This window comes from Pseudomonas sp. ACN5, from assembly GCF_002303975.1.
Classification (GTDB): Bacteria; Pseudomonadota; Gammaproteobacteria; order Pseudomonadales; family Pseudomonadaceae; genus Aquipseudomonas; species Aquipseudomonas laurylsulfatiphila.
The window spans coordinates 65,245-84,723 of record NZ_MRCP01000020.1 but is presented as its reverse complement, the minus strand read 5'-3'; the positions used below and the strand labels follow the sequence as shown (position 1 = coordinate 84,723).

At 61.7% G+C, this 19,479-nt stretch carries 16 protein-coding genes; 8 read left to right on the top strand and 8 right to left on the bottom strand.

Annotated features, from left to right (window positions below; translation table 11 throughout):
* Positions 1-190: 190 nt before the first annotated feature.
* Positions 191-970: an ABC transporter substrate-binding protein gene (locus BSF40_RS27905; protein ID WP_095967732.1), complete on the bottom strand. Its 780-nt coding sequence runs from the start codon at positions 968-970 to the stop codon at positions 191-193.
* 329 nt (positions 971-1,299) lie between these two features.
* Between BSF40_RS27905 and BSF40_RS27900 the strand changes: the two genes are divergently transcribed.
* Positions 1,300-1,941 (top strand): type 1 glutamine amidotransferase, encoded by a 642-nt coding sequence (locus BSF40_RS27900; RefSeq protein ID WP_095967731.1) that lies wholly within the window; start codon positions 1,300-1,302, stop codon positions 1,939-1,941.
* A gap of 134 nt (positions 1,942-2,075) precedes the next feature.
* Here the strand turns inward: BSF40_RS27900 and BSF40_RS27890 are convergent, their stop codons facing one another.
* Positions 2,076-2,510 (bottom strand): rhodanese-like domain-containing protein, encoded by a 435-nt coding sequence (locus BSF40_RS27890; protein ID WP_095967729.1) that lies wholly within the window; start codon positions 2,508-2,510, stop codon positions 2,076-2,078.
* Positions 2,511-2,611: 101 nt separating this feature from the next.
* Here BSF40_RS27890 and ftrA point away from each other — a divergent pair, with 101 nt between their 5' ends.
* Positions 2,612-3,586, top strand: coding sequence for a transcriptional regulator FtrA (gene ftrA, locus BSF40_RS27885; protein WP_095967728.1), 975 nt, complete (start codon positions 2,612-2,614; stop codon positions 3,584-3,586).
* Positions 3,587-3,716: 130 nt separating this feature from the next.
* Here the strand turns inward: ftrA and cobF are convergent, their stop codons facing one another.
* Together cobF and BSF40_RS27875 are read right to left on the bottom strand one after the other, a co-directional pair.
* Positions 3,717-4,472, bottom strand: a complete 756-nt coding sequence (gene cobF, locus BSF40_RS27880; protein ID WP_095967727.1) for a precorrin-6A synthase (deacetylating) — start codon at positions 4,470-4,472, stop codon at positions 3,717-3,719.
* Positions 4,472-5,044: a histidine phosphatase family protein gene (locus BSF40_RS27875; protein ID WP_095967726.1), complete on the bottom strand. Its 573-nt coding sequence runs from the start codon at positions 5,042-5,044 to the stop codon at positions 4,472-4,474. The genes cobF and BSF40_RS27875 overlap by 1 nt, the downstream gene beginning before the upstream one ends.
* A 565-nt stretch (positions 5,045-5,609) precedes the next feature.
* Between BSF40_RS27875 and BSF40_RS27870 the strand changes: the two genes are divergently transcribed.
* The 3 genes from BSF40_RS27870 (at position 5,610) to BSF40_RS27860 (ending at position 8,719) form a co-directional block, all read left to right on the top strand.
* On the top strand, positions 5,610-6,626 hold the full coding sequence (locus BSF40_RS27870) for an arginine N-succinyltransferase (protein ID WP_095967725.1): 1,017 nt from the start codon (positions 5,610-5,612) through the stop codon (positions 6,624-6,626).
* 46 nt (positions 6,627-6,672) lie between these two features.
* Positions 6,673-7,707 (top strand): arginine N-succinyltransferase, encoded by a 1,035-nt coding sequence (gene astA, locus BSF40_RS27865; protein ID WP_095967724.1) that lies wholly within the window; start codon positions 6,673-6,675, stop codon positions 7,705-7,707.
* Positions 7,708-7,849: 142 nt separating this feature from the next.
* Positions 7,850-8,719: an oxaloacetate decarboxylase gene (locus BSF40_RS27860; RefSeq protein WP_007975765.1), complete on the top strand. Its 870-nt coding sequence runs from the start codon at positions 7,850-7,852 to the stop codon at positions 8,717-8,719.
* A 453-nt stretch (positions 8,720-9,172) separates the two neighbouring features.
* Here the strand turns inward: BSF40_RS27860 and BSF40_RS27855 are convergent, their stop codons facing one another.
* A complete protein-coding gene (locus BSF40_RS27855) occupies positions 9,173-10,246 on the bottom strand; it encodes a diguanylate cyclase (RefSeq protein ID WP_095967723.1) in 1,074 nt (357 codons plus the stop codon).
* Between the two features lie 198 nt (positions 10,247-10,444).
* On the opposite strand from BSF40_RS27855, the gene BSF40_RS27850 reads away from it, so the two are divergent.
* From BSF40_RS27850 to BSF40_RS27840, 3 genes are all read left to right on the top strand, one after another.
* The gene (locus BSF40_RS27850; protein ID WP_095967722.1) at positions 10,445-11,899 is read left to right on the top strand and encodes an NAD(P)/FAD-dependent oxidoreductase; all 1,455 of its coding nucleotides are present in this window, start codon (positions 10,445-10,447) and stop codon (positions 11,897-11,899) included.
* A gap of 22 nt (positions 11,900-11,921) precedes the next feature.
* Positions 11,922-12,878, top strand: coding sequence for an alpha/beta fold hydrolase (locus BSF40_RS27845; protein ID WP_095967721.1), 957 nt, complete (start codon positions 11,922-11,924; stop codon positions 12,876-12,878).
* 120 nt (positions 12,879-12,998) lie between these two features.
* Entirely contained in the window at positions 12,999-14,429 is a 1,431-nt protein-coding gene (locus BSF40_RS27840) for a VOC family protein (RefSeq protein WP_095967720.1), read from the top strand.
* An 810-nt stretch (positions 14,430-15,239) separates the two neighbouring features.
* On the opposite strand, the gene BSF40_RS27830 is transcribed toward BSF40_RS27840, so the two are convergent.
* From BSF40_RS27830 to BSF40_RS27820, 3 genes are all read right to left on the bottom strand, one after another.
* The gene (locus BSF40_RS27830; RefSeq protein ID WP_008052121.1) at positions 15,240-15,818 is read right to left on the bottom strand and encodes a hypothetical protein; all 579 of its coding nucleotides are present in this window, start codon (positions 15,816-15,818) and stop codon (positions 15,240-15,242) included.
* Positions 15,819-15,935: 117 nt separating this feature from the next.
* On the bottom strand, positions 15,936-17,018 hold the full coding sequence (locus tag BSF40_RS27825; RefSeq protein WP_095967719.1) for a lipocalin-like domain-containing protein: 1,083 nt from the start codon (positions 17,016-17,018) through the stop codon (positions 15,936-15,938).
* Complete coding sequence (locus BSF40_RS27820; protein WP_095967746.1) at positions 17,008-19,479, bottom strand: FtsX-like permease family protein; 2,472 nt, start codon at positions 19,477-19,479, stop codon at positions 17,008-17,010. Before BSF40_RS27820 ends, BSF40_RS27825 begins: the two co-directional genes overlap by 11 nt.

The window sequence follows — 19,479 nt, the reverse complement described above, 5'->3', positions numbered from 1 at the left end:
ATATTGAACGGCGAAATCACCTGTGGGAGCGGGCTTGCTCGCGAAGGCGTCGATACATTCAACATCCATGCTGCCTGACACGACGCCTTCGCGAGCAAGCCCGCTCCCACAGGGATCTTTGTGCTGAAAAGGATTGCACAAAAAAAATGGCAACCGCGTCTGACGGTTGCCACTTTTCCAAACGGCTGGATTACTCGCCGTAAACGTCAAACTTGAAGTACTTGTCCTGCACTTGCTTGTACTTGCCGTTGGCGCGGATCTCGGTGATGGCTTTGTTGAACTGCTCGGCCAGGGCGGTATCGCCCTTGCGCACGGCAATGCCGGCGCCGCCACCGAAGTACTTCGGATCGTTGTACTCAGGGCCGACGAAGGCAAAACCTTTACCGGCGTCTGTTTTCAGGAAACCGTCGTCTAGGTTGACCGAGTCGGCCAGCAGCGCGTCGATGCGACCGGAGACCATGTCCAGGTTGGCTTCCTGCTGGGAGCCGTAGCGCACCAGGACAATCCCCGCCGGTTGCAGCACTTCAGTGGCGAAGCGGTCGTGGGTACTGGCACGCAGAACACCGACTTTCTTGCCCTTGAGTTCGGTCAGCGGATCCTTGACGTCGCTGCCTTCCTTCATCACGAAGCGCGCCGGGGTGTGGTAGTACTTGATGGTGAAATCGACGTTCTTCTTGCGGTCGTCAGTGATGGTCATGGACGACAGGATCGCGTCGATTTTCTTGACCTTCAGCGCAGGGATCAGGCCGTCGAACTCTTGCTCGACCCAGGTGCACTTGGCCTTCATCTGCTCGCACAAGGCATCGCCGATGTCCACGTCGAAACCGGTGAGTTTGCCGTCAGGGGTTTTCATCGAAAATGGCGGGTAGCCGGCTTCGATGCCGATGCGGATCGGCTTGGCGTCGTCAGCCACGGCGGTCAGGGACAACATCGACAGTGCCAGGGCACCGAACATCACTAGCTTCTTCATTTATAACTCCTGTGTGCGGAGGCTTTTATTGGCAGCTTCGATTGGCAGCGTTCGGTCCTTGCTTTGTGAGCGGAACCGAAGTGGCCGGCAGTCTAGAGCGGCTACAGGAGGGTAAATTACGCCAAGGCGACAAATATTTATAAAAAAGTGGCGCCGGGATCGAGTCATTGCGGTGGATTCGCCATGACGGCGCAACGTCTGTCGGACAAATCGCATTTTCAGACCAGACCTACAGGCTTTTCGGCGCCATCCGAGGCAACGGGCCGGCTGGCGATACCGGATGTTTTACGGCACATTGGGCGCCCTTGCGTCCCATCGAGAGTAGCCCGATGCCCACGTTGAACCTGATCCAGCACCATCCTGCCGAAGGCCCGGGTGCCATCGCCTTTTGGGCCGAGTCCCGAGGGCTGACGCTGAAGGTGTTTCGCGCCGACCTGGGGCAATTGCCGCCCGTCAGCGCCGATCCGGTGATCCTGCTGGGCGGGCCTTATGAATCCAATGCCGGCCCGGCCTGGCTTGCGGCCGAACGGCAATGGCTCAAAGGCAGTCTGGATCTGGGCGGGGCCGTGTTCGCCATCTGCCTGGGGGCTCAGTTGCTGGCGTTGAGTCTGGGCGGCCATGTACGGCGCATGGACCGGAGCGAAACCGGATGGACCACGGTGAGCTTTATCGATGGGCAAGCGCTGAAGGTACTCGAGTGGCACGAAGACGCCATCGACCTGCCGCCTGGCGCGCAGTTGTTGGCCAGCAGCGCGCACTGTGTGCAGCAGATGTACCGCGCCGGGCCGGCGCGGCTGGGGTTGCAGTTTCATCCGGAGTGGAACGCCGGGTCGGTGGCCGTGCTCAATGCGCATTTTGGTGAGGAGTCGCCATTGCCACGGGGGGTGCAGGACGGTGCGGATTACGCAGCGATGGCCGTGTGGCTGGAGGCGACACTCGATGAGTGGTGGGCGGCCGCTAACGAACACTGATCCATATCAAAGCACATTCCTGTGGCGAGGGAGCTTGCTCCCGCTCGGCTGCGCAGCAGACGCAGTTTTTGGGGTCGCTACGCGACCCAGCGGGAGCAAGCTCCCTCGCCACAAAGATCAACAGTGTTTGAAGGTCAGCATTCGCAACCGATCACTTCACGGGCCAGCCGCGGCTCCGTGACACTCAACTCAAACCCCTCATCCAGCCACCCGGTCACGCCGCCGATCATCTCCTTGACCGGATAACCCAAGGCCGCCAGCTTCACCGCGGCCTTGTTGGCGCCGTTGCAGTGAGGCCCGGCGCAATAGACCACGAACAACGTGTTTTTCGGATAACCGGCCAAACCTTCGGCGGTCAACAAGCGCGCGGGAATGTTGATCGCTCCCGGTACATGCCCGCGCTCGAACGCCAGCGGGCCACGCACATCCACCAGAATGAAATCGATTTCGCCAGCCTGCTGGCTGCCGTAGACGTCGGAACAATCGGTTTCGAACGTCAGACGGTTGCTGAAATGCATCAGGGCGATGGCCGATGGGGCGGCGGGAATTTCGCGAACCAGACTGGTCATGGGCTGTACTCCAAAGAGGCGGTGGGTGTGGGAAGACTTTATCCGCCCGGCACTTGCGGCTACAGTGGCGCACAAGACACCGATCGGGAATTTTCCGCCAAATGCATCCCAACCCGGCCATGGTCGCGATTCTGGCCTACGACGGCCTCTGCACATTCGAGTTCGGCATCGCCGTGGAGATCTTCGGCCTGCCACGCCCCGAGTTCGATTTCCCGTGGTACGAACATCGTATCGTCGCCGTCGATCAAGGCCCGATGCGTGCCATGGGCGGCATCCAGGTTCTGGCCGACGGCGGCATGGAATTGCTCGCCGACGCCCGCACCATCATCATTCCCGGCTGGCGCGACCGCAGCGCCACGGTCCCCGCAGAGTTGATCGACGCCCTGCGCCAGGCCCATGCGCGGGGCGCACGGTTACTGTCGATCTGCTCCGGGGTGTTCGTCCTCGCCGCCACCGGATTGCTCGACGGGCACGGTGCGACCACGCACTGGCGCTACACCTCGGAACTGGCCGAGCGGTTTCCCGGCATCCGGGTGGACCCGGACGTGCTGTATGTCGATTCCGGCCAATTGATCACCTCTGCTGGCAGCGCGGCCGGCATCGATGCCTGCCTGCATCTGGTGGCCCGGGATTTCGGCACGCAAGTGGCCAATTCCGTGGCCCGGCGCCTGGTCATGTCGCCGCAACGCAGCGGCGGCCAGGCGCAATTCATTCCGACGCCGGTCAGTCCTACACCGCGCAGCGATCTTTCCCGCGTCATGCAGTGGGCACGTGAGCGCTTGCACGAACCGCTGGAAGTGCGCGACCTGGCCAGCGAAGCCGCCATGAGCGAACGCACCTTCCTGCGTCGCTTCACCGAAGCCAGCGGCCAGTCACCGAAAACCTGGTTGCAGCAGCAACGTCTGGGCCGCGCCCGCGAACTGCTGGAAAGCAGCGACCAGAACACCGAGCAGATTGCCGAACGTTGCGGTTATCGCTCGGTGGAAAGCTTCCGGGTGGCCTTTCGCACCGTGGTTGGCGTGCCGCCTTCGGTGTATCGGGAGCGGTTTGGGCGTGGGGGCAGTGCTGGTTTTTGAGGTGTTCTCAAGGGCCCCTTCGCGAGCAAGCCCGCTCCCACATGGATGGTGTGAACAACACAAAACCTGTGGGAGCGGCGGTGCGGCGATCCGACTTGCCCGCGAAGGCGTCAGCCCGGTCACCGACTGATCAAGGCTTGCGCAACAGATAGGTATCCATGATCCAGCCATTGGCCAGCCGCGCCGCCTTGCGCACCCGTTCGATTTCATCCGCCACATCCCTGAGCTTGCCGCTGATCAGGATTTCATCCGGCGTCCCCAGATAGGCCCCCCAGTAAATCTCGGTGTCCCGGTCCGCCACCTGATGGTAGGCATCCTGGGCATCGAGCATCACCACCAGGCTGTCGGCATCGCTCACCTGCCCTGCCGCCAACCGCCGGCCCGTGGTGATTTCAACGGAGCAGCCAATCTGGTTGAGCGCCACCTTGTGCTGTGCCGCCAGGGCCTGGACGCTGGTAATGCCGGGGATCACCTCGAACTCGAATCCACAGGCGCCCGAGGCCTGGATCGCCTGAAGGATACGGATTGTGCTGTCGTACAGTGCAGGGTCGCCCCACACCAGGAAACCACCACATTGGTCGTCGGACAGTTCTTCATTGATCAGGCGTTCGAAGGTCTGCTGTTTGGCCAGGTTCAAGTCGTCGACACTGCTCCTGTAGTCCACCTCACCGCGCTCGCGCTCGGGGCTGTGGGCCTGGACAAAACGGTAAGCGTGGTCGGTGATGTAGCGTTCGCAGATTGCGCGCCGCAAGTCGATGAGCTTGTCTTTGCTCTCACCCTTGTCCATGAGGAAAAAAACATCGACCTGATTCAGCGCCTTCACCGCTTGCATCGTGAGGTAGTCGGGATTGCCGGCGCCGATGCCGATGACCAGGAGTCTTTTCATCACAGCAGGTCCTCGGGGTCGGTGCCCGGCAAGCGCAACCGCCAGCGGCCATGGAACCTCAGTTCCACCGCCGACAGGGGTTCGACGTCGATCATGTTGGACGCCGCACTCTGCAACACCTGCGTCAGTGCGGCGCGAATGACAAAGGGATGGGTAATGGCAACGATGTGTCCGGGTGTCGACTGCAATGCGGTCAACCACGCCCCCACCCGTTCGCCCAATTGCACCAGCGACTCGCCACCGTGGGGTGCCGAAGCCGGATCTTCCAGCCAATGCTCGAGCGCCCCGGGGTCGTTTTTTTGCAGAGCGCCGATGCGCTCACCCCGCCAACGCCCGAAGTCGCAATCTTTCAATGCATCGACAATCTGCGCCGCGCTGCCGAACAGTTCAGCGGTTTGCCGGGTGCGCAGTTCCGGACCGCAGACAAGACGTGGAACGCCCTTGAACTGATTGCAACGGGAAAGCCTGAGCGCTTGCCAATCCATCTCCAGAGGTTCGTCCAATGGAAAACGCGCCCGTTTCTGTGCGACGGTTCGAGCGTGACAAATCAGGGTTAAACGGGTCGCCTGCACCGGCAATCACTCCAGGGATGGAAAGGAACAACGGCGTCAGGGGGAGCGCCATCGCGCAATTGTGCCGCAAGCGAGCTGGCCTTGGGGGCGTTTAATTTTCCTGTTTGAAACGGACTCCGTCAGGCATTTCCCGGCAGACTTTCTGTTATCGCTGACTGCAACAAAGGCAATTGCCTACAAGACTTTGCGACATCGGCGTAGCCCCTTGCTACAGGCACTTCGCCCCATTTTCGGGCACGGCCGGACCACGCGAAAATTAACTAGACAGGCAGCACGCGATAATTAAATACTCTTTTCAACGGACTGTTAAAACATGTGCCACGCTCATCCAGCAGGAGCCCGGATGCCCTTTCTCCAATACCCGATCAATGTGCCAGGCCCGGCAACGCCAGCGGCCGAAACGTCCGTTCCTCGTTTAATGCAGGCAACCCCGGCAAGCATCTGACAAGAAAAAGAGTGGCGCCTGACAACGATCAGATGTCCACCGAATAAATGTGTGGAAAAACCGACAGTGATAGTCAGGTTCGGCTCAAACCGCCGGATCGTTTGATACAGGAGTATCTCCATGCTGGTCTTGCGTCCAGTCGAGTTGGCCGACCTGCCAAGGTTGCAGAAGCTGGCTCGTGAAAGCCTGGTGGGCGTCACATCCCTGCCTGACGATAGCGAACGGTTGCGCGAAAAAATTCTCGATTCCTGCGCCTCGTTCGAGAAAGACGTCGAGGGTCATGGCCCGGAAAATTATTTCTTTGTCCTCGAAGACCCGACGACGCAGCACCTGGTCGGCTGCTCGGAAATTCTCGCCACGGCGGGGTACGGCGAGCCGTTCTACAGCCTGCGCAACCGGCACTTCACCAGCGCCTCGCGGGAACTGAACATCGAGCACGGTGTACCGGCCTTGTCGTTGTGTCACGACCTCAGTGGCCACACCTTGCTGCGCGGCTTCCATATCGATGCCGCACGGGTACGCACCGCCCATTCCGAACTGCTGTCGCGGGCGCGCCTGTTGTTCATCGCGGCCCATCCTGGGCGGTTTTCCGCAACGGTGATCACCGAAATCGTCGGCTACAGCAGTGATGAAGGGCACTCGCCATTCTGGGATGCCGTGGGCAAGCATTTCTTCGACCTGCCCTACGTCGAGGCCGAACGGCTTTGCGGCCTGCAGAGCCGCACCTTTCTTGCCGAACTGATGCCGCAGTATCCGATTTACGTGCCCATGCTGCCTAAAGCGGCACAAGACTGCATCGGCAGCATCCACCCCGATGGCCAGGAGGCCTTCGATATCCTCGAGCGTGAAGGCTTCGAAACCAACAGCTACATCGATCTGTTCGATGGCGGCCCGACGCTCTATGCGCGCACCGCGGGCATTCGGTCCATCGCCCACAGCCAGTGCGGCCTCACGCAGCCTGGCCCGGTGAACGATGCCCGGGGCAGCTTTCTGGTGAGCAACGAGTCCTTGACGGATTATCGGGCCATCGTCGCCGATCTTGATTACATCGCCGGGCAACCCGTCACGCTGGATGCGGCCATGTGCACGGCGTTGAGGGTCACCGAAGGCAGCCCGGTCAGGCTGATCGCCCTGTGAGTGCCCGCCTGGGTCATCGCCCGCCCCAAGAACAAGGAATAGCCGCATGATTGTCCGCCCGGTCCAGATCACCGACCTGCCCGCCTTGTTTACGCTGGTGCGTCAGGCCAGCCCCGGACTCACCAGCCTGCCGGCCGACGAAGAACGCCTGGCCTACAGGATTCGCTGGGCCCAACGCACCTTCGCCGGACAGGTCGATCGGGCCGATGCCGATTACCTGTTCGTGCTCGAGGACGACGAGCAGCAAGTGGTGGGCGTCAGCGCCCTGAAGGGTGGAATCGGCCTGCGCGAGCCCTGGTACAACTACCGGGTCGGGCTGACGGTCAGTGCTTGCGCGGACCTGGGTATCCAGCGCCAGATCCCGACCCTGTTCCTGAGCAACGAATTGACCGGGCAATCGGAAGTCTGTTCGTTGTACCTGCGCCCCGATCAGCGCCAGGGAAGCAACGGCCGTTTGCTTTCGCTCGGGCGTTTGTTGTTCGTGGCCGAGTTTACGCAGCTGTTCGGCAACCGGCTGATCGCCGAATTACGCGGCAGTACCGACGAACAAGGTGGCTCACCGTTCTGGGACAGCCTCGGCCGGCATTTTTTCAAGATGGATTTCAGCCATGCCGATCACCTGTCCGGGCTGGGCAACAAATCGTTCATCGCCGAACTCATGCCACGCCAACCGCTGTACACCTGCCTGCTCACCGAACAGGCCCAGGCGGTGATCGGCAAGGCCCACCCGAACACCGAGCCGGCCCTGAAAATCCTCAGTGCCGAAGGTTTTGCCCACAAGGGCCATATCGATATCTTCGACGGCGGACCGGTCATCGAGGCCCCGGTTTCCGGTATCCGCACCGTGTGCGACAGCCGACCGCTGCAACTGGCCATCGGCTCGCCGGACGCTAACGATTTGCTCTGGCTGATTCACAATCGGCGCCTGGAAAACTGCCGCATTACCTGCGTCCCGGCCCGCCTGGCGGGCAACAGCCTGGTGGTCGATCGCCTGACCGCCAAGCGTTTGCAGCTGCAGCCCGGCGACTCGGTGCGCGCCGTGCCGCTGCTCAACCAGCGGCAACAGGCCGCAGCGGCGTGACCTATCAGCTTCCTGTCTCAGGCGTCAATCCGGCTTACCCGGCAAATTCGTCATCATTCTCCCCCTGCGCGCGTGATAGCCTTTTATTTCTTCGGCGTTGACACTTTTGCTCAAGCCCTTCCATTCCATTGGTGGAACTCATATGTCCAGGCTTTCCCATCAAGATTTGCGCCGCAATTTTCGCCAACTGTTCGCCTCCAACACCTGCTACCACACGGCCTCGGTGTTCGACCCGATGTCGGCGCGCATCGCCGCCGACCTGGGCTTCGAAGTCGGGATCCTGGGTGGCTCGGTTGCTTCGCTGCAGGTGCTGGGCGCCCCCGACTTTGCCCTGATCACCCTCAGCGAGTTCGCTGAACAGGCCACCCGCATCGGCCGTGTCGCCCAGTTGCCGGTGATTGCCGATGCCGATCACGGCTACGGCAACGCGCTCAACGTCATGCGCACCATCGTCGAACTCGAGCGGGCCGGCGTCGCCGCGCTGACCATCGAAGACACCCTGCTGCCCGCGCAGTTCGGCCGCAAATCCACCGACCTGATCACGGTCGCCGAAGGTGTCGGCAAGATCCGCGCGGCGCTGGAAGCCCGCTGCGATAAGGAAATGGCGATCATCGCCCGCACCCACGCCGGGATTCTGCCGGTGCAGGAAATCATCAGCCGCACCCGGCAATACCAGCAAGCCGGGGCCGACGGGATCTGCATGGTGGGTGTAAAGGACTTCGACCATCTGGAGCAGATCGCCGAGCACCTGAGCGTACCGCTGATGCTGGTGACCTACGGCAACCCGCTGCTGCGCGACGACAAGCGCCTGGCCGAACTGGGTGTGCGTGTGACCATCGACGGCCATGGCGCCTACTTCGCCGCGATCAAGGCGACCTACGACAGCCTGCGCGAACAACGCCAGATCCTCACCCAGACCTCGGACCTGAGCGCGACCGAGCTGACTCACACCTACACGCAACCGGAGGAATACATCCGCTATGCGGAAGAATTCATGAGCGTGAAGGAATAACGGTTTAACCCGATACACCGCCTTCGCGAGCAAGCCCGCTCCCACAGGGGATCTGCAGTGAGCACATCATTTGCCTCCACCCGTGATCATTTGTGGGAGCGGGCTCGCTCGCGAAGAGGCCATCACAGCCAACATCCATGCCGCCTGACACTCCGCCTTCGCGAGCAGGCTCGCTCCCACAGTGGATCTGCGGTGAGCACATCATTTGCCTCCACCCGTGATCATTTGTGGGAGCGGGCTCGCTCGCGAAGAGGCCATCACAGCCAACATCCATGCCGCCTGACACTCCGCCTTCGCGAGCAAGCCCGCTCCCACAGGGGATCTGCAGTGAGCACATCATTTGCCTCCACCCGTGATCATTTGTGGGAGCGAGCCTGCTCGCGAAGAGGCCATCACAGCCAACATCCATGCCGCCTGACACTGCGCCTTCGCGGGCAAGCCCGCTCCCACAGGTCACGCCGAGTCGAGCAGTTCGCGATGGGGTTTGCCATTGCCGCAACAGATCACGCGGTTACGCCCGGTGGTCTTGGCTTCGTATAGCGCATGATCGGCGTCGTTGAGCCAAAGCGTCGCGTCGGTGTGCGCCGGGTCGTATGACGCCAGGCCAATGCTCAGGCTGACTTTCAGTGCCGGACTCTGCTCGTAACCCAAGGTGGCGAAGCGATCACGCAGGGCCTCCATGACCACCGCGGCGCGGTTCAGGGGCAGGTCCGGAAGGATCACGCAGAACTCGTCACCGCCGTAGCGCCCGGCCACATCGGTCGCTCGCAGGTTCTGCTTGAGCATTTTACTCAACTGACGCAGGACGATATCACCGGCAACATGGCCGTAGGTGTCGTTGATGGCCTTGAAATGGTCGATGTCGATCAGGGCAATCGCCCCGCCTTTTTGCTGGCGTTTGCAACGCTGGAACTCGACTTCCAGCTGGTCCTTCCAGGTGCCATGGTTGAACAGGCCCGTCAGGCTGTCGGTGCGGCTCAGTGCCAGCAGTTCACGCTTCTGACGGCCGAGGGTATGGGCCTGGCGGAAGCAGATCCAGCCCAGCGCCAACGGATACAGGCACAGCAAGGGCAAACAGGCATAGAGCTGCAGCGGGCTGGTCGCTGGAATGAACGCCGGGGCGAAAATCTGCAAACCGACTCCAATGCCCAGCACTTGCGCGGCCGTCCCGGCCAACAGGAAGCGCATGCCGCCGATGGCCACGTTGTTCATGGCCATCATGGAAATGGTGGTTGCGCTGGGCAGTGGGTTGAAATGCATCGCGGCAATCCAGAAGCCGCCGAGAAAGGCATCGATCAGCAGATTGCGGTGTTCGGCGTGATAAGGCTTTCTGGCCCGGCGCGCCCATTGATAAGCCACGTGCGGCCAGACCAGGCCATTGAACCACATGAAACCCCAGACCCAGGGCGCCGGATCGAGTGGATACATCGCCGCGCTCACGCACACCAATCCCAGGGCCACCCCCAGGATTCGCGATGTATAGAGCCTCCTGGCCAATGAGAAACCCTTTCCTCCCGCTTTTTCCATAAGGCCTCTGTGCCACTCGACGGAATGCGATAACAGCCTGTGCCTGTGCGCTGGAGTCTATCAGGGCGAGATTAAATAGCCATCACCGGCTGACGGGCTGAATATCGCGACATCACCCTCGCATAAAAGCAAAAGCCTCACCCCAGAAACGGCTATACATGACAGAAGGGGTTGATCAATGACCATAAGAGGAGGCCCATGCAGACCTTTCAAGTATTGATCATCGGCAGCGGGTTTGGCGGCCAATGTGCAGCAATCAATTTGCTCAAGGCCGGCATCGACGATTTTCGCCTGCTGGAGCGGCGGGATTTCTTCGGCGGCACCTGGTGCCAGAACACCTACCCCGGCGCGGCCGTCGACGTGCCTTCGCCGCTGTATTCGTTGTCTTTCGCGCCGTATCGCTGGACGCAGATGTTCGCCGAACAGGCCGAACTGCATCGCTACACCCGCCATGTGGTGGAACACTTCGGCCTGCGCGACAAGGTGGAACTGGATGCGAATGTCGAGCGCATCGAATGGGACGACACCCGCAAGCGCTGGACCGTCTACACCGCCGGCAAGGGCACGTATTGCGCGCAGTTCCTGATCAACGCAACCGGGCCGCTGAGTCAACCGGTGGTACCGCGCTTCGAGGGACAGGAGCGTTTTCAAGGTAAAACGTTTCACACCAACAACTGGGATCACGGCTACGACTATCGGCTAAAACGCGTGGCCATCGTCGGCAGCGGCGCCAGTGCGGCCCAGGTGATTCCGGCCATTGCCCCGGATGTCGGGCACTTGCATGTCTTCCAGCGCACGCCCCACTGGGTGTTGCCCCGGGCCGACCGCCGCTTTGGCCGTTTCCAGCGCTGGCTGCTGGGGCTCAAGCCGGCCTACAAACTGCTGCGCTGGGGGATCTACTGGCAGTTCGAAACCCGGGTGATTGCCTTCAAGTATTCGAAGCCGGCGATACACATGGTCCAGCGCCAGGCCCTGCGTTTTCTCAAACGCCAGGTGCCGGATGCCAAACTGCGACGGCAACTGACGCCGGACTACACCATCGGCTGCAAACGGGTGATCCTGTCCAGCACGCTGTACCCGGCACTGGCGCGGCGCAACGTGACGCTGCACAACCGCGAGCAAGGCATCGCCGCCATCGACGAAACCGGCATCGTCACCCTGGATGGCCAGCACATCGACCTGGACCTGATCGTCTGGTCCACCGGTTACGACGCCACCGACGGGGTGATTTCCTACCCGGTAACGGGAAAAAACGGCACCCGTCTCAAGGAGGTCTGGGCGCAATACCCTCGGGCCTACCTCGGCACCGCCCTGCCCGACTTCCCCAACCTGTTTATCGTCACCGGGCCGAACACCGGGATCGGCCACACCTCGGCGCTGTTCATCATCGAATCGCAGATGAACTACATCCTCGACTGCATTCGCACGTTGAAGGCTCAAGGTTTACGCAGCATCGAAGTTCGCCATGAGGCGGAACGTACCTACACTGAAATGATCCACCGGGAAATGGAACGCACCGTGTGGAAGTCCGGTGGTTGCCACAGTTGGTATCAAAGCAAGAGCGGTCATGTGATTGCGATGTTTCCGGGGTTCAGTTTCAGCTTTCATCGCTTGACCCGAGCGCTGAAACCCGCCGATCACATTTTGTCCTGAGCAGATAGAAGGGAGACGCGTGATGCTTTTGTTGTTCGTGGTTCTCGCAGTGTTCGTCGCCTGGAGCTGGCTGACCTACCCGGCCATCGGCTACTGGCTCTATGACTTGAGCATGGCGGCCGAGGCCAAGCTGTACCGGCTGCACAAGATCGTCGTGCCCATCCCCGAGATGACCGTCTCGACCTGGCAAGGCGGGCCGTACGAAGCCACCAGCAGTGTGCTGATGCTCCATGGCTTCAGCGCCGACAAGAACCTCTGGCTGCGTTTCGCCCGGCACTTTGTCGGCAGCCACCGGGTGATCATCCCGGACATCGCCGGCCATGGCGAAACCGGCTTCAAGGCGGGCGGCGGCTACGACATCCCGCTGCAGGCCAAGCGCATGATCCAGCTGCTGGACGTGTGCGGCGTCGAGAAAGTCCATGTCATCGGCAACTCCATGGGTGGCTACATGGCGGCATGGCTCGCGGCCGCTTACCCGGAACGCATTGTGTCCCTGGCCCTGATCGACCCGTCGGGGGTCACCTCGCCCGAGCCCAGTGACCTGGAGCGGCATTTGGCCAAGGGCCACAATCCGTTTCTGATTCACTCGCGGGAAGAATTCCGGCGTTTCTACGCCATGACCATGGCGTCCCCGCCCTGGGTGCCGAAGCTCGTGCTCGATGCCGTCGCCCAGCGCTATGAACAGTCCCGTGAGGAGCTGGAAGAAATCTTCCGCGATTTCCGCGCCAGCCCGCCAATGGAACCCCGCCTGCCCGACATCAGCGTCCCGTCGCTGTTGCTGTGGGGGCGCAAGGACCGGCTGATCGACGTCAGCAGCGTGGCGGTCTGGAGCAAGGGCATCGCCGACCTGCGCGTGCATATCTGGGACGCCATCGGGCACATGCCCATGGTGGAAGCGCCCTCCGGTTCGGCGCGCCTGTATCGGGATTTTTTGGCATCACTGCGCTCGGAGAGTCCACAGGATCAACGACTGCACTAGGTTTGTAGTCATTTGCAGTCCTTTGCAGAATGAAGTTCGTCAGAAACTTCGTTTGTCGGCGTCGCTCAAGGCTGCGATCTTTTGACCATCCTTTACGTCACCGCGCCAGGAATCCTGTTCATGACCCCCCCGAATTTCGTCAGCCCTGACCTGATCCGCCAACGCTTCTCCAAAGCGATGTCCGACATGTACCGCGAGGAAGTGCCGTTGTACGGCGCGTTGATGGAACTGGTGGAGCAGACTAATCGTCACGTGCTGCAAAGCGATCTGCAGATCCTGCAACAGCTCACCAGCACCGGCGAAATCGAACGCCTGGATCTGGAGCGCCATGGGGCGATCCGCGTCGGTACGGCCGATGAACTGGCGACCCTCGCCCGCCTGTTCGCGGTGATGGGGATGCAACCGGTGGGTTACTACGACCTGACACCGGCCGGCGTACCGGTGCATTCCACGGCGTTTCGCGCAGTGCATGAAGCGTCCTTGCAGATCAGTCCGTTCCGGGTATTCACTTCGCTGCTGCGCCTGGAGTTGATCGAAGACCTGGAACTGCGAGCGTTCGCCCAGTCGATGCTCGACCGGCGCTCGATCTTCACCGCCCAAGCCCTCACGCTCATCGAGCGTGCCGAATCCGAGGGTGGCCTGACCGAACCGCAAGCCCTGGAATTCGTCGAACAGGCCCTGGAAACCTTCCGCTGGCACCACAGCGCCACCGTCACCGCCGAGCAGTATCAGAAGCTCAGCGCCCAGCATCGGCTGATCGCCGACGTGGTGGCGTTCAAGGGCCCGCACATCAACCACCTGACGCCACGGACCCTGGACATCGACATCGTCCAGGCGCAAATGCCCGCCCACGGCATTACCCCCAAAGCGGTGATCGAAGGTCCGCCCCGCCGCCAGTGCCCGATCCTGCTGCGCCAGACCAGTTTCAAGGCCCTCGACGAGCCGATTGCCTTCACCGATCAGAACGAAGCTCGCGGCAGCCACAGTGCCCGCTTCGGTGAGATCGAACAGCGCGGAGCCGCCCTCACGCCCAAAGGCCGCGCACTGTACGATCGCTTGCTCAATGCCGCACGGGACGAACTCAAGGACTTCCCCAACGAAGCCAACGCCGCGCGCTATAACGCCCTGATGGCGCAGCATTTCAGCGAGTTCCCCGACACCTGGGAAGGCATGCGCCAACAGGGCCTGGCTTACTTCCGCTACTTTGTGACGGAAAAAGGCCTGGCGGCGGGCAACCTGAAAAATACCGCCCTGGAAGACCTGCTTGGCAGCGGTTACCTGCGAGTTGAACCGTTGGTGTACGAAGACTTCCTGCCGGTCAGCGCGGCGGGGATTTTTCAGTCGAACCTGGGGGACGCGGCGCAAACCCGTTACGGCGTGCACGCCAATCAGCAGGCGTTCGAAAAGGCACTGGGGCGTTCGACGATCGATGAGTTGGCGTTGTATGCCGAGAGCCAGCGGCGCTCGATCGAACAGTGTTTCGCGGCGTTGGCCGATGTTGTTCCAGCCAATGAAAAAGGCTCTTCATACAATCCGGGGCAACACCGATAACGCAATACCTGTAGGAGCCAGCTTGCTGGCGATGGACTCCAATGCGCCGCGTTCATCCAGTCCAAACGCGTAATCGTTAACGACCATCGCTGGCAAGCCAGCTCCCACAAAGGACCGTGCCCATGCTGAACCTACTGTAGGAGCCAGCCTGCTGGCGATGGACTCAAGCGCGCCGCGTTCACCCGGTTCACCCGCGTTATCGTTCACGACCATCGCTGGCAAGCCAGCTCCCACACGGGACCGTGCCCACGCTGAAACTGTAGGAGCCAGCCTGCTGGCGATGGATTCAAATGCGCCGCGTTTATCCAGTTCGCCCGCGTTATCCTTGACGACCATCGCTGCGATGCGGCGACCCGACAAGCCAGCTCCCACAAGGGACCGCGCCCACGCTGTCATTGGCTTCTATAAGAATGCCACCGCGGCGCACAGACGCCTCGGTTTGGGTGAGTCCATTCAATTACACGGGCGCGTGCCCACGCTGGAATCCCAAAAAAAACGGGCGACCTGCAGGTCGCCCGTTTTTTTATATCCGAAACTTTCAATACAACCAATAAAGTGTTCGCCCAGTGCGATGGCCTCGGCAATCCATGCACTGGTAAAGAGCCGTACACTGGGCGAACGGAAAGGATTTTAGTAGATGAGAATCAATATGTCCGCACTGCAAAGATGAAATTTATCGACACAATGTTTAAGGAAATGTCGACTTGATTACGACGCCGCACAACGCTTTAAACGCGCCCGTTAAACGCTATGAGCTGATTATTCCCGTACAAGACTTCTACAAAAACAATCAGCCCATATAACTCAATCTCAGTGCTTGCTGGTCACCGTCAATATGTCGGTGTAAACCACGTTTACGCTTTGCCCGACTTTCAAGTCCTTTAGCTTGGCCTGGACTTCAGGTCGCTTGACGTCAACGGTCTTGGACTTGCCTTCCGGGTTTTCAAAAGTCACCTGGTGTTTTTTCTGGTCGATGTGGGTGATTTTCAGCTGCACTTTCACTTGACGGTAAGCTTCGCCGCCGGGGTTGTCGCTACCGGGTGCTGCGCGCACTTCGCCAGTGGCTTCGGCAGTGCCGGGCAAGCCTTTGTCGACATCGGTGTCGAGGAAGGCGGCAACGGCGCTGGTGACCCTGATATCGACCGTATCGCCGGCCTTGAGGTTGTCGAGATTTTTCGCTTTTTCGGTCAGTTGCACAGGGAACTCATTACCCTGCGGACCTTTGAGGACCACGATACGGTTGGCGGTATCGACCGAAACGACCTGGGTGGCGACCTGATCGACCACCACCACTTCGGACAAAGGGAGTTCGGCGGCAACCGCGCCGAAACTGGCGGCAGACAGCAAGGTGGCGAGGGTGATGGCTTTGGTCAGTGCGTGGCGTTTCATAGGCAGAACTTTCCCTGTGATAGATGGCAACAGACGGCGTTGAAGCCAGGCCCAACGCCATGTGTGCGATGAGCATAGACGCTGTTTGGCGAGTGGTCGTGGCGGGCCGCTGATTTTCTAATACCCGGTCATTTCCAGATAGCCGTTCCCTGCATGACTGCCACTGAGACGTACCGGCCCCTCCCAATAGGGTATGCGCAAGTCCATCCACGCCTGGGGATTGAGCGCAGTGATGACGATATCGAGGTGTCTGGAGGGGATCCTGATCGACCAGCGAACGGGCATCTCGCGCCCGGCCACGCTGGCCCTGTCTTGCGGCGTGAGGCTGATGTCGCTGGCGTGCAGCAACTGAGTCTGCCCCCGGGCGTCGATCCAGGTGCCGGTGAGGTAAGGCTCGCCGTCCTTGTGCCGCATGCGATACAGCATCACCTGCTCGCCGCTGTCCAGGTGCAGGGAGAACCAGTCCCAACCGCTCTGGTTGGCCGTCAGGGGCTGGCTGCTCCACTCACGGTCGAGCCAGGCCGGCCCACTGACCTGAAAGGTCTGGCCGTCGATTTCCAGGGCGCCGCTGGCCTGGAAAAACGGCTGACTGTAGTAGTAAGAGGCTTGACCCTGTTCGGACTTCTGGCTGAACCCCTTGTCCCCTTGCAGCACCAGCGGACCTGTCGAGATCAACCGCAGCCGGTAGCTGAAACGCTTGTCGCGGGCGCTGAGCAGCAGGTCGGCCAAGGGATCGTCGGCTGGCGCCTGACTGCTCAACTGCCAGTCGTCGATCCATGCATTGAACGGCGCAACGCTGACACCGGCCTGACCGACGCCGCCACGGGCGTAGCGCTGCGCCGCGTGATGCACCGTCGCCGACGTCACCGCCGCGTGACCGAGCCAGATCGTCTGGTTCTGCCAGCCTGCCACCTCGGGGGTGGCTTTCAAGGCACTGCGGAACAGCGTCCATTGCGCGCCGAACTCATGCCCCTGAGCGTCCTTCAGGTTGGCGGTGATGTACCACCATTCGATGCGAAAGCCATCGTGGGGGCCGTGATCCGCCGGGAAGCTGAACACCCGACCGGGCACCACCTTGGTAAACGCAGCGGCCTGGTTGCCCAGCCCGGCAAAACCTTTTTCTACCGGTGCCGGTTGATCGCAGCCATTGAACAGCAGCGCCAGCAGCACCAGGAGCAAGACGCCGAGATTAATTTTCATAGGCAAACGTGCGCAGCAAGTCCGCCGGTTGCGTGCGGTACAAACGCAACAACGGCCAGGCTGAAGCCAGCAATGTCGCCACCAGCGCCAGGCCCATCAACTGCAACAGTTGCAACGGGAACACCCGCAACGGCAGGCGCCAGCCAAAGGCCTGCACATTTATCACCGTGTCCAGGCACCACGCCAGGGCGATGCCCAACGGCAACGCCAGCACCAGGGTCAGCAGGGCCAGCAACCAGGTTTGCCCGAGGTTGAGCAACATCAGATGCCGGCGTGTCACGCCCAGCGCCCACAGCGGCGCCAGTTGCCCGAGACGGCTCTGGCTTTGGGTCAACAGGCTGATGAACAGCGCCACGCCGGCCACGCACAACGTCAGGCTATTGAGCGCGGCGGTGGCGGCGAAGGTGCGTTCGAAGACTTGCGTGGACCAGCCCTTGAGTCGCGCCTGATCGACAATGCGGCTGTCGTCCAGGGTAAAACGCGCCTGCAACGCCGTGACGAACGCCGGGATCGACGCCGGGTCGATGCGCAGGTTGAAGCGGTTCGGCGTCAGTTGCGGCCAGCCGCGCAACAGGTGTCGGATGTTGACCAGGATGTGACCCTTGGGGTTGCCGTAGTCGGCGTAGATCCCGACGATCCGTGGCGACCACGGGCCAGTGGGCGTCGGCAGCGTCAGGTGATCGCCCGGTTGCACGCGCAGGCGCCGGGCCAGTTGTTCGCTGAGCATCACCGCATCGTCCTTGGCCAGTCGTTCCCAAGGGTTGTCGCCCAAGGCGTCGAGCAGCGGCCAGTGCTGGCGATAGGTCGGGTGGTCGATGATCCCGGACAGGTCCGTCGGCCAGCCCTGCAACTGGATCGACACCTGCCAGTTGGGCAGCACCGCCGCCAGTTGCGGCTGCTGGTTGAGCCAGCCGTGCAGTTCCCGGGCCTGGGCCGGGTTTTGTGGATTGAGGTAAAGCTCGGCCGTCAGCCGTTGCTCGAGCCAGTCGCTGAAGGTCTGACGAAAGCCTGCGGTCATGCTGCCGGCACCGATATTGGCGGCCATGGCCAACAGCAGCGCCATCAACGCCAGGCTCAACGCCGGAAGTTGCTGGCGGCAATCGGCGACAAACCATTGGCCCAGTACCGAGCGACTGCACTGTGAAGCGAGACTGAGCAGCGAACTGAGCACCACCGGCAACGCCAGCGCGGCGCCGATCAACAGCGCCGCCATCAGCACGAAGCCGCTGATCAGGCTGTCGCCGAAGGTCAGCGCCAGCAGCGCGATCACCCCGGCCATGGCCGCCACCCAGGCCTGGCGTCGCAACCAGCGGGCATGGGCCTGATGCCAGGCCTGCGGGTCGGCCAGTGCCAGCAACGGCAAGCGCGCCGCCCGCAGCAGACTGTTGGCCCCGGCCAGCAATGCGCCGATCAGACTCAGGCCGATACCACTGAACCACCATGACAGGCCGAGGTTCAACTGCCCCGCCACTTCGGCACCGTACAAGCCACGCAGGCTGGCGGCGACATCCGGCAACAGCACGGCGGCCAGCAGGTAGCCGCTGACCACCCCGGCCACACCGCCGACCAGGGCCAATCCACCCAATTCGACGGCGAGACAAGCGATCAGCATGCGCGCACTCACACCACAGGCACGCAGCGTGCGCAGCAAACCCCGGCGTTGCTCCAGCGCCAGCCCGATGGCGGCGTGCACGATAAACAGACCAACCACGAACGACAGCACCCCCAAGGCCGCAAGGTTCAGGTGGAAGCTTTCGGTCAGGCGTGTGAGGTTGTTTTCTTCGCCAGCGCTCTTGAGTTGCAGTTGGCCCTGGAAGGCGTGCGGCAGCGGCGCAGTGAAATCCTTCGGTAGCAGCAGTCGCGACAGTTGATCCGGCAACCCGAGAATCTGCTGGGCAAAACCGATGTCCACCAGCAGCACACCGGGCGCCATGTCGGCCTGCTCCTGCAGCGGCGGCAGTGCCACGCCCGCCAGGTTCAGTGGCCGGTCACCTTCGCGCAAGCCCAGTGCCTGCAAGGTTTGCGACGATATCCAGGTACTGCCCGGCGGGCTGAAAAAGCCGACCACCTGCTCAATCGCCAAGGCCTGCCCCGCCACCGCCGCGCCCGCCGGCAGCGACACCGGCTCGATGCCCATCAACTGCAGGCGCTGTTCTTCATGCCCCTTGAGCGTGACCCGGCCTTGCAGCACCGGTGACACGGGCCACCCCGCGCGGCGCAGATCGACAAACCATTGCTGTGGGAAGGTGCCGCCACCGGGCGCACCGAGACTGGCCTGGGGCTCGCCGCCGATCAGCTGACTGGCGCGGGCATAGCTGTCACGGGCCTGGCTGTTGAGTGCCTGGACGCCGGTCAACAGGCCGGTGGCCAGCCACAACCCGGTCAGCACACTGAAAAACTGCACCGGATGCTGCCGCCAGTGGCTGAGCAGCGCGCGCAGGGTCTGGCCAAAGATGCCCAT